The organism is Microbacterium gorillae, assembly GCF_050990725.1.
Classification (GTDB): Bacteria; Actinomycetota; Actinomycetes; order Actinomycetales; family Microbacteriaceae; genus Microbacterium; species Microbacterium gorillae_A.
In genome coordinates, this window is sequence record NZ_CP158844.1 from 1,775,633 (window position 1) to 1,790,141 (window position 14,509).

At 66.7% G+C, this 14,509-nt stretch carries 13 protein-coding genes and 1 tRNA gene; 10 read left to right on the plus strand and 4 right to left on the minus strand.

Annotated features, from left to right (window positions below; genetic code table 11):
* Positions 1-43: 43 nt before the first annotated feature.
* Genes ABTV68_RS07785 through ABTV68_RS07795 form a run of 3 tightly spaced genes read left to right on the plus strand, consistent with a single transcriptional unit; the run spans position 44 to position 3,345 of the window.
* Entirely contained in the window at positions 44-1,495 is a 1,452-nt protein-coding gene (locus ABTV68_RS07785; RefSeq protein ID WP_433677059.1) for an ATP-binding cassette domain-containing protein, read from the plus strand.
* Positions 1,471-3,033 carry a hypothetical protein gene (locus tag ABTV68_RS07790; RefSeq protein ID WP_433677060.1) on the plus strand — a complete coding sequence of 521 codons (1,563 nt, stop codon included), beginning with the start codon at positions 1,471-1,473 and terminating at the stop codon, positions 3,031-3,033. Before ABTV68_RS07785 ends, ABTV68_RS07790 begins: the two co-directional genes overlap by 25 nt.
* Before the next feature lie 45 nt (positions 3,034-3,078).
* Complete coding sequence (locus ABTV68_RS07795) at positions 3,079-3,345, plus strand: DUF3039 domain-containing protein (protein ID WP_231089700.1); 267 nt, start codon at positions 3,079-3,081, stop codon at positions 3,343-3,345.
* A gap of 52 nt (positions 3,346-3,397) precedes the next feature.
* Here ABTV68_RS07795 and ABTV68_RS07800 read toward each other — a convergent pair whose 3' ends face one another.
* Positions 3,398-4,723 (minus strand): nicotinate phosphoribosyltransferase, encoded by a 1,326-nt coding sequence (locus ABTV68_RS07800; protein ID WP_433677061.1) that lies wholly within the window; start codon positions 4,721-4,723, stop codon positions 3,398-3,400.
* Between the two features lie 108 nt (positions 4,724-4,831).
* On the opposite strand from ABTV68_RS07800, the gene murI reads away from it, so the two are divergent.
* From murI to ABTV68_RS07820, 4 genes are all read left to right on the plus strand, one after another.
* Positions 4,832-5,656 (plus strand): glutamate racemase, encoded by an 825-nt coding sequence (gene murI, locus ABTV68_RS07805; protein ID WP_433677062.1) that lies wholly within the window; start codon positions 4,832-4,834, stop codon positions 5,654-5,656.
* 55 nt (positions 5,657-5,711) lie between these two features.
* Positions 5,712-6,443: a ribonuclease PH gene (rph, locus tag ABTV68_RS07810; protein ID WP_433677063.1), complete on the plus strand. Its 732-nt coding sequence runs from the start codon at positions 5,712-5,714 to the stop codon at positions 6,441-6,443.
* Entirely contained in the window at positions 6,440-7,045 is a 606-nt protein-coding gene (gene rdgB, locus ABTV68_RS07815; RefSeq protein ID WP_433677065.1) for an RdgB/HAM1 family non-canonical purine NTP pyrophosphatase, read from the plus strand. The genes rph and rdgB overlap by 4 nt, the downstream gene beginning before the upstream one ends.
* A 74-nt stretch (positions 7,046-7,119) precedes the next feature.
* A complete protein-coding gene (locus ABTV68_RS07820; RefSeq protein ID WP_433677066.1) occupies positions 7,120-8,040 on the plus strand; it encodes a cation diffusion facilitator family transporter in 921 nt (306 codons plus the stop codon).
* Between the two features lie 19 nt (positions 8,041-8,059).
* Here the strand turns inward: ABTV68_RS07820 and ligD are convergent, their stop codons facing one another.
* Positions 8,060-10,423 (minus strand): non-homologous end-joining DNA ligase, encoded by a 2,364-nt coding sequence (gene ligD / locus ABTV68_RS07825; RefSeq protein ID WP_433677067.1) that lies wholly within the window; start codon positions 10,421-10,423, stop codon positions 8,060-8,062.
* A gap of 85 nt (positions 10,424-10,508) precedes the next feature.
* Between ligD and ABTV68_RS07830 the strand changes: the two genes are divergently transcribed.
* Entirely contained in the window at positions 10,509-11,333 is an 825-nt protein-coding gene (locus tag ABTV68_RS07830; RefSeq protein ID WP_433677068.1) for a Ku protein, read from the plus strand.
* Positions 11,334-11,381: 48 nt separating this feature from the next.
* Here ABTV68_RS07830 and ABTV68_RS07835 read toward each other — a convergent pair whose 3' ends face one another.
* Both ABTV68_RS07835 and ABTV68_RS07840 read right to left on the minus strand, forming a co-directional pair.
* Positions 11,382-12,065 (minus strand): DedA family protein, encoded by a 684-nt coding sequence (locus ABTV68_RS07835; protein WP_433677069.1) that lies wholly within the window; start codon positions 12,063-12,065, stop codon positions 11,382-11,384.
* Between the two features lie 47 nt (positions 12,066-12,112).
* Positions 12,113-12,194, minus strand: a tRNA-Leu gene (locus tag ABTV68_RS07840).
* 160 nt (positions 12,195-12,354) lie between these two features.
* Here ABTV68_RS07840 and ABTV68_RS07845 point away from each other — a divergent pair.
* Both ABTV68_RS07845 and ABTV68_RS07850 read left to right on the plus strand, forming a co-directional pair.
* Complete coding sequence (locus ABTV68_RS07845) at positions 12,355-12,786, plus strand: hypothetical protein (protein ID WP_433677070.1); 432 nt, start codon at positions 12,355-12,357, stop codon at positions 12,784-12,786.
* Between the two features lie 562 nt (positions 12,787-13,348).
* A complete protein-coding gene (locus ABTV68_RS07850) occupies positions 13,349-14,497 on the plus strand; it encodes a rolling circle replication-associated protein (protein ID WP_433677071.1) in 1,149 nt (382 codons plus the stop codon).
* The last annotated feature ends 12 nt before the right edge of the window (positions 14,498-14,509 follow it).

The following is a 14,509-nucleotide window of genomic DNA, read 5'->3' on the forward strand; positions in this document are numbered from 1 at the left end:
CCCGGCCCCTGCTCCCGCCGTCGGCGTCGGTGGCTTGGAGGGCGTGGATTCCGTAGCATCGTCCGAAGACGCCGTCATCGCGGGCGTCGGTTCGGACAGGGGGACCACTGACGTGACGAATGACGCGGCCGAGACTGCAGAGGGTGCCGCCAACGCAGAGGCGGTGGAAACGTCGTCGGACCTGCGGACGCTCGAGAGCGAGTCGACGCAGAACACGTCCGAGGGGGACCCGAACACCATCGCGGCGGATGAAGCGGTTCAGCAGGCTGACTCCGACGACGCGGGGGCCGGCGACGTGCTCACCGACGAACCCGCGTCCGACGAGCCTTCAGCCGACGATGCGGATGCGAGCAACGAGTCGGCCACCGAGAACGCAGAGGCAGAGGCCGACGCCGAAGCAGAGGCCGACGCCGAAGCAGAGGCCGACGTCGAGTCGGACGTACACGCCGACGTTGAAGCCGAAGCCGGCCCCGACGCCGACGTTGAAGGCGAAGCCGAAGCCGAAGCCGAGATGAACGAGCTTCTCGGGATCGCGTCCGAACCCGATGGCACCGCGTTCGATGATGGCGGCGCCGACACTCCCCGCGATGGGTCGGACTCCGGGGGCGCCCTCGATGAGGCAGCCCACGACACTGCGTCCCACCCCGAGGCGCACCTTCTCGCACCGCTTGTGGGTGCCGCCGCGCGCACCCGGCCCGCCGCAGTGACGGAGACCGCGGAGCCGGTGGATCCGGCAAACGCTGTGCTGGTTGCCCGCGGCCTGGTGAAGGACTTCGGTGGCACCCACGCCGTGGACGAGATCGATCTGACTGTCCCGACCGGGAGCTTCTACGGCATCGTCGGCCCGAACGGTGCCGGCAAGACGACCACTTTGTCGATGATCTCGGGTCTGCTGCGGCCGGATCGTGGCACCATCACCGTGGCCGGCATCGATGCGCGGCAGAAAGCTCGGGCGGCGAAGAAGCTCATCGGGGTCCTGCCGGACCGCTTCCGCACGTTCGACCGCCTCACCGGACGCCAGCTGCTGCACTACTACGGCCTCCTGCGTGGACTGAAGCCGGGAGTCGTCGACAAGCGGACTGCCGATCTTGCGCGCGCGTTCGACCTGACCGACGCGCTGGGACGCGCGGTCTCGGATTACTCGGCCGGCATGACGAAGAAGGTCATGCTCGCTGGTGCCATGATCCACAGTCCGCGGCTCCTGGTCCTCGACGAGCCGTTCGAGGCCGTGGACCCGGTCTCCGCAGCGGTCATCCTCGAAATCTTGTCGCAGTACGTGGCGGGTGGCGGCACGGTCATTCTGTCGAGCCACACGATGGAACTGGTCGAGCGCGTCTGTTCCCGCGTCGCCGTGGTGGTCGCGGGCCAGGTGCTTGCCGAGGGCACCGTCGACGAGGTGCGCGGCGATCTGACTCTTGAGCAGCGATTCGTCGAGCTGTCCGGCGGACTCACAGAGGTGGAGGGGCTGGAGTGGTTGCACACGTTCTCCGACTGAGACTCGCGCTGCTGTTCGGTGCGATCCGCGGAGATCGTGCCCAGAGCGCCCGCAACATCATTGGTGCTCTGCTGCTCATCGCCGCGACTGTCGCCGTGTGCACGGCGATCCTGTCGCTGCGTGCCGACAGCGGTGAGGTCGCGCATGTCGTATCCGTGCTCGGCGGGTCAGCGCTGGCTTTCGGGGCAGCCGTCGGCCCCGCCGTCGCCGGCGTCGAAGACCAGCTTGCTCCGCGACGGTTCGCGGTCTTCGGACTGTCGCCCCTCCCGCTCGCGGGCACACTGCTTCTGGGCATGCTCGTGTCCCTGCCATCGCTGGCGCTGCTCGCGGTGGCCGTCTCGCTGATGATCATGTGGACCAGTCAGGGCGTGTCCGCACTCGTCGCGATCACCACGCTGCTGCTGGCGTATGTGTCCTGCCTGATCGTGTCGCGGCTCAGCATGGCCGTAGCGGCCCGATTCGGACGCGACCGACGCAGCCGGGAGATGACCGGGCTGCTCGTGCTGGCGCTCGTGATCGTCATCGTTCCCGTTGTCGTCTTCCTGGGATCCCTGCAGTGGCGGGGTGTCGTCCCCAGCCAGCTCGTCACGCTCACCGAGATTCTCGCTAACACGCCGTTCGGCGCGTCCTGGGGCATCGCGGGCAATGTTCTGAGCGACCACAGCGCTCTCCTCACCGGCGGCCTCGTCGCGGTGGGAACACTCATCGTGTTGGTGGGCGCCTGGTTCCTCGTTGTGCGTCATGCGCTGATCACCACCGAGCGGCCGCAGACCGGTCGCGAACGCGGCCTCGGCTGGTTCAGCGTGCTGCCGGGCAACGCGATCGGTGCCGTCGCGGCCCGATCGCTCGTCTACTGGACGCGTGATCGCCGCTACATCGTCAACGTCGCCGTGGTGCCGATCGCCTCGGTGATCGCGGCGCTGCCGCTCCTCGTCGCCGGCGTGCCTCCGCAGGTCGTGGCGCTTGTCCCGGTGCCGATCATGGCGCTTTTCCTCGGCTGGATGCCGCACAACGACATCGCCTACGACTCCACCGCGATCTGGTTGCACATCGTGAGCGGCGTCCGGGGCCTGGCCGATCGGATCGGGCGGTTGGTTCCCATCGTGCTCATCGCCCTGCCGCTGCTGGCCGTCGCGATCGCCGTATCCATCGCGCTCTACGGCCGCTGGTCGATGCTTCCCGCGCTGGTCGGGGTGGCGCTGTGTCTGTTCCTCACCGGCCTCGGCCTCTCCTCCGTCTCCTCGGTGGTGTCGCCGTATCCGGTGACCCGACCCGGCGACAGCCCGTTCCAGCAGCCGCAGCGAGCCGGTTCGGGCATTGGCGCGCAGGCGCTGGTGCTGATCGGCGCGATCCTGTTGAGCACCCCCGCCCTCGCCGCCGCGCTGCGCGCCGTCGATGGTGACCTTCCCGCCGCGATGGAAACGCTGTGGATCGGGCTGGGAATGGGAGTGGGCGTTCTCGCGGTGGGTGTGGCGCTGGGAGCACTTCTGTTCGAACGGCAGGGCTCGCGCATCATGGAGTTCGCCGAGGCGATCTGAGTTCGAGCCCGTCCCGCGCCGCCATGCGGGCGGTACGATGGGCCAATGAGCACTCCGCTGGACCACCCCGACCAGGGCGGCATCGCCACTCTCGACCGCGAGCTCGAAGAGCTCCTGCGTGAGGAGCACATCGAGCCCGGAGATCACGAGCGCTTCTCGCACTACGCGAAGAAGGAGAAGATCCTCGAATCCGCGCTGACGGGCAAGCCCATCCGCGCCCTGTGCGGCAAGAAGTGGGTCCCCAGCCGCGACCCGGAGAAGTTCCCGGTCTGCCCCGACTGCAAGAAGGTGTACGAGTCGCTGATGAGCTGACTCGCGCAAACGGCCCGCCGGAGTCCGGCGGGCCGTTCTGCAGAGATCGGGGTTATTCCGCGTCCACGAACACGGTCGGGATGATCGGATCGGATTTGCTGAGGGCGAGCCCGCGCACCGGGAGCTCCTCACGCACCATCGCGTGGTGTTCGCGCGCCGCCGTTGTGCCAGCGGGGCCTTCGAAGGTCGCATCGATCTCACCGTGGTCGACGAGGCGAACTTGCAGGGCCCGCGCATCCGGGTGTTCGCTCGCCGTCTCCACCCTCTCGAAGCCGTCCGACACCACCACGAGCTCGGTGGTCGCCTTCCCGCGCTCCAGTCGACGGAAGGCGGCCTTGCGGCCACCGGTGGACGCCTTGTCCGCGCTCTTCTTCGCGACGGCCACCCACCCGCCATCATCGCCCTGACGCGCGACCAGCTTGTAGACCATGCTCGCCGTGGGGTAGCCGGAACCGGTGACCACAGACGTGCCGACTCCGTAGGCGTCCACGGGGGAGACGGCCAGCGCCGCGATGGCGTACTCGTCGAGGTCGCTGGTGACCGTGATCCGCGTGTCCACGGCGCCCAGGGCGTCCAGCTGGGCGCGAACCTCAGCGGCCACGATCGGCAGGTCGCCGGAATCGATGCGCACACCACCCAGACCGGTACCGGCCACGCGGATCGCGAGGTCCACACCGGCGGTGATGTCGTAGGTGTCGACGAGGAGAGTGGTGCCGACGCCGGATGCCTCGATCTGCGAGCGGAAGGCCTGCTCCTCCGTGTCGTGCAGAAGCGTCCAGGCATGGGCGGCGGTGCCCATGGTGGGAATGCCCCAGCGGCGTCCGGCCTCCAGATTGCTGGTGGCGCCGAAGCCCGCGATGTAGGCAGCCCGGGAGGCCGCGACGGCCGACTCCTCGGCAGCACGGCGCGCCCCCATCTCCGCGAGCGGACGGTCACCCGCGGCGACCGACATGCGGGCCGCTGCCGTGGCGACAGCGGAGTCATGGTTCAGCACGCTGAGCGCGAGGGTCTCGAGGATCACGGCCTCCGCGAACGTGCCTTCGACGGTCAGGATCGGTGAGCCGGGGAAGTACAGCTCGCCCTCGCGGTAGCCGGTGATCGATCCGCTGAAGCGGTAGTCCGCAAGGAAGCGTAGCGTCTCCGCGCTGACCACCTGGTTGTCGGTGAGGTAGCGCAACTCGTCGTCTCCGAAGCGGAAGTCGCGCAGCAGGGTGAGCAGCCGCCCGGTGCCGGCCGCCACGCCGAAGCGACGACCGCCGCTGAGACGGCGGGAGAACAACTCGAACACGCAGTTGCGGTGGGCGGTGCCATCACGCAGCGCCGCATCCAGCATCGTGAGTTCATAACGGTCGGTCAGCAGCGCGGAGGAACCGGTCATGCTCGGAATCCTACTCGCGCGCGGAGGGCGCCCCGTCCAGCGTCCGCCGCGACGAGCCGTGGACCGCTGCACGGGGAGCCCACGCGGCGGCGTAGGCTGGGACGCATCATGTCTGACGCACCGATCGGGATCTTCGACTCCGGGGTGGGCGGGCTCACGGTCGCTCGCGCGATCGGGGACCAGCTGCCGAACGAGTCGTTCGTGTACATCGGCGACACGGCGCACACTCCGTACGGTCCCCGCCCGATCGCCGAAGTACGTCGGTTCTCGCTCGAGGTGCTGGACACGCTCGTCGATCAGGGCGTCAAGATGCTCGTGATCGCCTGCAATACGGCATCGGCGGCCGTGCTCCGCGACGCCCGAGAACGCTACGACATCCCCGTGATCGAGGTCATCAATCCGGCCGTCCGCACGGCTATCGCCACGACCCGCAACGGCCGCGTGGGCGTCATCGGGACCGCGGGAACGGTGTCGTCGGGGGTCTACCAGGACATGCTCGGCATCGATACCCGCCTCACCGTCTTCGCTCAGGCGTGCCCGCGCTTCGTGGAGTTCGTCGAGGCCGGCATCACCAGCTCGCCCGAGCTTCTGCGCGTCGCGGAGGAGTACCTGGCTCCACTGCGTGAAGCCGAGATCGACACCCTGGTGCTCGGCTGCACCCACTACCCGTTCCTCAAGGGCGCCATCAGCTACGTGATGGGCCCCGAGGTCTCCCTGGTCTCCAGCGATGTCGAGACCGCGAACGATGTCTACCGCACGCTCGTCACGCGCGGAGAGCTCGCGTCCCCGGACTCCGTTCCGACCCGCACCTACGAGGCCACCGGCACGAGCGAGGCGGAGTTCGTCGCGCTGGCACGTCGGCTGATGGGAACCGAGGTCAACCGGGTCCAGCTGGTCAACACCGCCGCCATCCGCCTTCCCCAGATCAGCTGACGCGCCGCCACAGAGCGGCCCGCGGCACACCATCCCTTCGAGAGGACGCAGACCCATGACCGAGATCGTTCGCGCCGACGGCCGCGCCACCGACCAGCTTCGCCCCGTCACCATCGAGCGCGGGTGGAGCGCGCACGCCGAAGGATCGGCTCTGGTGAGCTTCGGGGGGACTCGTGTGCTGTGCACGGCATCGTTCACCAACGGCGTTCCGCGGTGGCTGACCGGCAAGGGCAAGGGGTGGGTGACGGCGGAGTACGCCATGCTGCCGCGCGCGACCAACAGCCGCAACGATCGTGAGAGCGTCAAGGGCCGCGTCGGCGGACGCACGCACGAGATCTCGCGACTGATCGGCCGCGCCCTGCGCGCCGTCGTCGACACCAAGGCGCTGGGGGAGAACACGCTCGTCATCGACTGCGACGTTCTTCAGGCAGACGGTGGAACCCGCACGGCCGCCATCACCGGCGCGTACGTCGCGCTCGCGGATGCGATCGAGTGGGGACGCGAGAAGAAGTTCATCGGTCAGCGCTCGCAGCCGCTCATCGACTCGGTCTCCGCCGTGTCCGTGGGCATCATCGACGGCACCCCGATGCTCGATCTGGCCTACGTCGAGGACGTCCGCGCAGAGACCGATATGAACATCGTGGTCACGGGTCGCGGTCTGTTCGTCGAGGTGCAGGGCACCGCCGAGGGTGCGCCGTTCGACAAGCGCGAGCTCGACGCTCTGCTCGAGCTCGGTGTCGCGGGCTGCGCGAATCTGCGCGACATCCAGACGGCGGTCCTGGCGTGAGCGTCGATCGCGTCGTCCTCGCCACCCACAACGCACACAAGGTCGCCGAGTTCCAGGCCATCGTCGCGGCGGTTCGGCCCGACCTCACCGTGGTCGCCTACGACGGTCCCGAGCCGGTGGAGGACGGCACCACGTTCGCTCAGAACGCACTGATCAAGGCGCGCGCGGCGGCCGCACACACCGGACTTCCGGCGCTCGCCGATGACTCCGGGCTGACCGTTGCGGTGCTCGGGGCTGCCCCGGGTGTGTTCTCGGCCTACTGGGCAGGACATCAGAAGGACGACGTCGCCAACCGCCGTCTGCTGCTCGATCAGCTCAGCGACCTCGCCCCCGAACATCGCGCGGCGTTCTTCACCTCGGTGATCGCCCTCGTCACACCGAGCGGCGAGGAGCACGCGGTCGAGGGGATCTGGCCGGGGCGACTCGCCACGAGCGAGAGCGGTGAGAACGGCTTCGGGTATGACCCGGTCTTTCTTCCCGACAATTCAGACGGCACACCGGGCACTCGGTCGGCCGCCGAGCTGAGCCCCGCCGAGAAGAATGCGCAGTCGCATCGGTCGCGCGCGTTCGTGGCGCTGCAGCCGCTGCTCGCCGCGCTCTGACGCTGATAATCGTCCTCATTCCCGACTAGGCGAAACGGCCCCGCGCACCCGTGGGGCCCGCCTAGCCTGGAGGCATGCACGATCACGCACCGTCCACCGGAATCCGAGGCGCAGGGAACCGGCGCCTGCTGGCGATCTCCCTGACCATCACCTCGACCGTCATGGTTGTGCAGGTGATCGGCGCCATCCTCTCCGGCTCCCTGGCGCTGCTCGCCGATGCAGCACACATGTTCACCGACGCCTCCGCGCTGGTGATCGCCCTGATCGCCAGCGCCGTCGCCGCCCGGCCCGCGGATGACCGGCGGACGTTCGGGTACCAGCGGGCCGAGGTGCTGGGCGCGCTCATCAACGCGGTGATTCTGGGCGTGCTCGCGATCACGGTGGGCGTCGAGGGCGTGCAGCGGCTCATCAACCCTGGTGAGGCCGAGGTGCAGGGCGGGCTGATGCTCATCATCGCGGTGGCGGGAGCCGTGGCCAACGCGGTCTCGATGTGGCTGCTGTCCGCGGCGCAGAAGAAGTCGATCAACGTCCGCGGTGCGTACCTCGAGGTGATGGGTGACCTGATCGGATCCGTCGGGGTCATCATCGCCGCCATCGTCATCCTCGCCACGGGCTGGGTACGCGCCGATGCCATCGCCTCGCTGTTCATCGCCGCGATGATCCTGCCGCGTGTGTTCACCCTGCTGCGCGAGGTGATCTCCGTGCTGGCTGAGTCCGCGCCGAAGGGCACCGACATCCCGGACATCCGCACGCACATCCTCGGCTATCCCGGTGTCCGGGCCGTCCATGACGTGCATGTCTGGCAACTCACTCGCGGCGCACCGGTGTTCACCGCCCACGTCGTGGTGGATCCGGACGTGCTGAGCGACGGCGGCAGCGCCCGGATGCTCGCCGATCTGCAGGGGTGCCTGTCCCAGCACTTCGACGTGGAGCACTCCACCTTCCAGCTGGAACCAGACGGTCACGCCGAGCACGACGACGTCGTGCACCGTTGATGGCGCAGGGCATGGGCTCCTACGTCTCGCGCACGACGGAGGAAGGATCGATGTCGGCGCGTAGGCCGCGCCAGCGTGCATGACGGAGGTGCCCGTTCGGACTCCAGTCCGCGAACTCGACCTCGCCCACCAGCTCCGGGCGTACCCAGATGGCATCCGACGCGTCCGCGGCGGGGACATCGCTGAACGCCGGCTCGGCTATTCCCAGCGGGACCAGCCGACGCAGCAGCGCTGCCGCAGCCTCCTCGCTGAAACCCGTGCCGACCCGGCCGGCATAGTGCAGCGTGCCGTCGCTCTGCCAGACCCCCATCAGCAGCGATCCGATGGCACCGGTGCGGTTCCCCTTGCCCGGACGAACCCCGCCGATCACGACGTCCTGGGTGGAGGTGAGCTTCACCTTCAGCCAGGATTCGCTGCGAACGCCGGGGCGGTAGGGCGAGGCGGGATCTTTCACCATGATGCCCTCGAGACTGCGATCGGACGCGGTATCGAGGGTGGCGAGAACATCGTCGAACACCGGCGGCACGATGATGGCGGGACCGGCGTCTGCAGCGATGCGCTCGAGCGCCCGGCGTCGCTCGTGCAGCGGCCGGGATGTCAGGTCCTCATCGGCATGCAGGGCGTCGAAGAGGAAGTACGACACGGGGGTGCGTGCCGCCTCGCGCTCGATCTCGAACGCCTTCGTGAGATGCATCCGATCCTGGAGGCGAGGGAAGTCCGGGCGCCCGTTGGCGTCGAGGGCGACGATCTCACCGTCGACGATGGCATCCGCCGCGCCGAAGCGCGCCGATCCTTCTGCGGCGATCTCGGGATAGCGCGCCGTGATGTCGCCTCCGGTGCGGGAGAACAGCCGCAGGCGTGATTGCGACCACACGCCGATGACGCGGACGCCATCCCATTTGAACTCGACCCACGATCCCCATCGACGCGCCGCTGCCACAGCGAGAGGGGCGGTGCTTCCCACCGCGAGCATCGGCGCGGTGAAGCCGGTCGGCGCCGGCTGCGGTGCGTATTTCACCGTCTGCACGGCGGATCGGGTGCGATGCAGCAGCCACTTCGACTTCTCGCCGCTGCCCTCGGTGCGAAGCAGCGCGATGCGCACGTCGCTCGCCGGGCCGCTTCCGCGCAGCGTCACGATGATCTCGTCGGGTCGCCACTTCTCCAGCTCGTAGGTGCCCGTATCCCAGATCGACATCGTTCCCGCACCGTATGCGCCGGCGGGAATGGTGCCGGCGAAGCCCAGATACGAGATCGGGTGATTCTCGGTCTGCACCGCCAGCACGTTCTGCTCACTGCTCTCGGGAAGCCCCTTGGGCACAGCCCAGCTCACCAGAACCCCGTCGCGCTCAAGGCGAAGGTCGTAGTGCAGGTGTGAGGCGTGGTGCTCCTGGATGACGAAGCGCCTCCGGTCGGTGGGCAGCGCATCGGACGAGGCCGGCAACGGCTCCGGCGTGGGGCGGGTGCGCTTGGCGAGGTAGGCGGCGAGGAGCCCGGGTGCCGGGTCGAGTGCCGCGAGCAGATCACCGTCCTCGGCCACGCGGTCCAGCACCTCGGTGAACTCCAGCTGGCGCAGATCCACGGATCCGAGCTCCTCCCACGTGCGCGGGGCCGCGACGGTGGGGCGGAGGCGCCCGCGGAGTGAGTACGGCGCGATCGTTGTCTTCTTGCCGTTGTTCTGACTCCAGTCGATCAGCACCCGTCCCACGCGTGCCGCTTTCGCCATCCCGCTCACGACGAGATCCGGCCGGTCCTGCTCCAGGGCGCGGGCGAGCGCCTTCGCCACTGCGCTGGTCTGCTCGGACGATGCGGTGCCGTCCAGGTGCGCGTACAGATGGATTCCCGAGCCGCCGCTGGTGAGGGCGAAGGGCTCCAGCCCCATGCCGCGCAGGAGATCGCGCGCGAGGAAGGCCACCTCGGCGCACTGGGCGAGCCCCGCGCCTTCGCCCGGATCCAGATCCAGCACCAGCCGATCGGGGAAGGCCGGCTGGCCCTGAGCGTCGAATCGCCACTGGGGTACGTGCAGCTCGAGACTGGCGGACTGCGCGAAGTAGACCAGCGTGGCGGCATCCGTGACCAGCGGATAGTCCTTGGTTCCCGTGCTGTGGTCGATGCCGCTGCGCGGAATCCACGAGGGCGCGCCGGGTTCCAGGTGCTTGGCGAAGAACGGCTCCTGCGGCGCAGCGGCGGTACCGACGCCGTCGGGCCAGCGCTTGCGCGTGACCGGACGACCGACGACGTGTGGTAGCAGCGCGGGTGCGATGCGTGCGTAGTAGTCGATGAGTTCGGCCTTGGTGGTTCCGGTCTCGGGATAGAGCACCTTGTCGAGGTGGCTGAGACGCAGCGAGCGCCCCTCCACCTGCACGTTCACCGATGCCTCTGCCACCTGGTCAGATTAGGACATCGACCGCTCCGGCGCGCGTTCCGCTCCGGGGTGGCAGCGGGACGTCACCGTGGTGTGTACTGGGGCCATGCGCTCCATCTGGAAGGGTGCCGTCACGTTCGGCCTCGTCAATGTTCCGGTCAAGGTCTACTCCGCCACAGAAGACCACGACGTCTCCCTGCACCAGGTGCACAATGCCGACGGCGGGCGGATCCGCTATCAGCGCATCTGCGAGCTCGACGGTGAGATCGTGCCGTTCTCGGACATCGATCGCGCCTACGACAACGGCGAGCAGACCGTGATCCTGACCAAGAGCGACCTGGACGCACTGCCCGCGGAGCGCAGCCGCGAGATCGAGGTCGTCGAGTTCGTTCCGAATGCGCAGATCGATCCGATCCTGCTCGACAAGCCGTACTACCTGGAACCGGACGGCAAGTCGCCCAAGGCGTACCTGCTGCTGCGCGAGACCCTGGAGCGCAGTGATCGCACAGCCATCGTGCGCTTCACGCTGCGGCAGAAGACGCGGCTCGCGGCGCTGCGCGTGCGCGGTGATGTGCTGGTGCTGCAGACGCTGCTGTGGGCGGATGAGGTGCGCGAGCCGGCGTTCGCCTCACTCACCGACGCCGAGCCGGTGTCGGAGAAGGAGCTGGAGCTGTCGGCTGCGCTGGTCGAGACCTACGCGTCCGACTTCGATCCCGCCGGCTTCACCGACGAGTATCAGTCGCAGCTGCGCACGCTCATCGACGCCAAGCTCGAGCGCGGAGATGCCGTCGATACCGAGGAGACCTTCGGTCCGCGCGGCGACACCGGCGGCGGCGAGGTCATCGATCTGATGGACGCGCTGCGCGCCAGCGTGGAGCGCTCCCGCGCCGCCCGCACGGACAAGGCGGGCGGCGAGGCAGCCGCCGGGTGAACGAGTGATGCCCTGCCGAATCGGCAGGGCATCACTCGTTCACCGCTCTCAGATGGTGGGCTCCTCCGTCGGAGCCGCAGCCTTCTCCTTCGCGACCTTGCGGCGCTCGTTGAGGTAGTGCACCAGCGTGACCAGCGCGGAGCCGGCGACAGCCGCGATCAGGATCACGTCGATGTACTCGGTCACGAAGTCGGCGACCCAGGGGATGTAGGCGATGAGGTATCCGACGAAGGTCAGGCCGAAGCCCCACAGGATCGCACCGATGAGGTTGTAGAGGCTGTAGCGCTTCCACGGCATGTGGCCGACACCGGCCGCAACAGGGGCGAAGGTGCGCACGATTGGCACGAAGCGAGCCAGGATCACCGTGATCGGGCCGAAGCGCTCGAAGAACGCGTTGGTGCGAGCCACGTTCTGCTTGCTGAACAGGCCCGAGTCCTTCTTCTCGAAGATCGCGGGTCCGCCCTTATGACCGATGTAATACCCCACCTCGCCGCCGACGAAAGCGGCGAGACCGATCAGCAGGCTGACCCACCAGATGTTCAGACCGAAAACGTTGACCGTGTGGGTGAGCAGGCCCGAGATGATCAGCAGCGTGTCGCCCGGCAACAGGAAGCCGATGAGGAGACCTGTCTCTGCGAAGACGATCGCGCACACCACGAGCAGTGCCCATGGCCCCGCGGCTTCGATGATGACCTGTGGGTCGAGCCACGGGATGAGTCCGAGCTGATGCACTGGCGGATTCCTGTTCTGGTCTGGCGGCAAGAAAGGCCGTCTGGCCGTGCGGGTGGTGGGACTTGAACCCACACGCCCTGAGGCACAGGAACCTAAATCCTGCGTGTCTGCCAGTTCCACCACACCCGCGCAGAATTGATTCTATGCGTTCACCCCCACGTTCACTCTGGGGAAGTGCCGGGGGAGAACCTGTGATCCTGCCATGAATGGTGAGTGCGCGAATCCGTCGGCCTCGCGTGACTGTGGACAGGGATGAATGCGCCGCGCCTGCTCTCGCCAGGATGTCGCCATGCTGTCCACTCGTGTTGCCGTGTCCGATGTCGCTGAGCGGGTGCGTGATCGCCTGCGCGAGGAGCAGATCGACCCGACGCGCGAGCGTGAGCGAGCCCTCCAGGTGGCGCGTTCCGAGATCCACCGGCACAACGATCGAGCGCTGGCGCGCGGCAGTGGCGTGATCGAAGACGAGGCGGAGAGCGTCGCCCAGGTGCTCGCTTCGGTCGCAGGCTTCGGCGCGCTGGAGCCCTATCTCGCTGATGAATCCATCGAGGAGATCTGGATCAACGCTCCCGACCGGATCTTCGCCGCACGCGACGGCCGCGCGATGCGTCTGCCCCTCGCCCTCACGGAGGATGAGGTGCGCTCCATCGTCGAGCGCATGCTCAACGCCACCGGCCGTCGCGTCGACCTGAGCCAGCCCTTCGTGGATGCGTGTGCGAGTTAGCTGATAGTTGTTCCCTCTATGATTCGCCTATGTAGTAGAAAGCCCTGATCAAGTGACTATTCTACTACGTGGAAAACTCTCGTAGAGGCTGCTATTCTCTCTCGAAACGACATAGCTCCCGGATGCTTCCGGACGTAGCCCTGGTATGTACGAGCAAGGCACAGGGAACGTAGCCGACCGGTCGCTGCCTATCAGGTACCGATCCCTCAGAGGACTAACTGACAACTTCTGAGGAACGGAAATGCAACTTCGGTTCGCATTCCAGCTCGCGGTCAGGCGAACTGGAGTGCAATCGTGTCGTGTTGGAGCTTCGAGCAGTGGCTAGAGGAGTCGCTACAGAAGGCGGGTCTTCCTGAAGGGTTCACTGACGAGGAAGTCGTCGGCCTCGGAGAAGAAATCTCCCTGTTCTACGGCGGCCGGTCGTGACCGACCCTGTGCGCGCCCAGGGCGCGAAGCGAAGCGGAGCGCCAGAAGCGCGCGTCAGGGCCCCGCTTGTTCTATGTCTTATATCTCGTCGATCATATAGATCACTGCCCTCTTCTGTGATGCCAGGGGGCACCGCATGGTGATCATCAGGGCGAAGCGATTTGACTCTCCTGAAGACATCATTGAGGCCGCCAAGGCGTTTGACCGGATTGAGCTTCATCCCGATTCCCTGGATGAAAGAGATATTCGACTCCACGTTTCACCCGGCGTGATCCGTCTATCGTACAGAGATGCAAGTCATGATGAGTTTCGTGACGTGCAGGAGCGGCTACAAGGGACCTCTGTGAAGCCAGCTCTCTCGAATAAGGTTCCTATATCCCATTGGTCATCTGGTTCTAGGCGCAAGCTAATGCTTGCAATGGGAGAACTCGACTACGGTCCGATGTTTCAACGTGAAGGTCGCCGAGTGGGAATGGTCACGTTGACTCTTCCGGGTAACTGGATCTCTGTTGCACCTACGGGGAAGGCCTTCAAGAGGCTCATGGAGAAGTTCTTCGATAGATATGAACGAGCGTGGGGCCCACTCCTTTGTGTATGGAAGCTTGAATTCCAGCGTCGCGGTGCTCCTCACATACACTTCTTCACCGATGTTCCATACGCGGAAGTCTCGGCCGTCAAGTCTCGCACCCGCACCGCCTTCAAGCGATTCGAAGGTCTCATGTTTGGCGACTGGCTCAAGGCCACGTGGGCCGATGTTTGCAGTGCTCCAGATCCTGAGGAGCGTGCAAAGCATGAACTCGCAGGTGCCCAGTATGACTTCAACGACCTCGTAGACCCTTACGACGTGGATGGGCTTCGGGTCTATTTTGTTCGGCATGCCGCGCCTGGGAAGGGAAGCAAGGAATATCAGCATCGAGTCCCAGATGAGTGGATGGCAGAGGGCTCGGGTCCAGGAAGGTTCTGGGGCTACAGAGGGCTACGCAAAGTCACTCAGGACATCCCCCTTTCCGGGCCTGAGGCGGTCAAAATCAAGCGAGTACTGCGCCGTATGAGTGCAGATGCACCTCGGGACACGCGCGCGGCGCACATCGGCGGTCCCAGAGTAATGCGGCGCCGCGTGCCGAGACACCAGATCGATCCTGCGACCGGAGAGGTCAAGACCTCGTATCGAACTGTGACGCGCCGGGCGCATCTATTCACGGGTCATAAGGGGGGAGCGCTCATGGTCAAAAGTGGGGCTTCAATAGCACATGCGCTCGCGAGGTTGTTAAGCCTCGAAAACTAGTACAAGATAGAG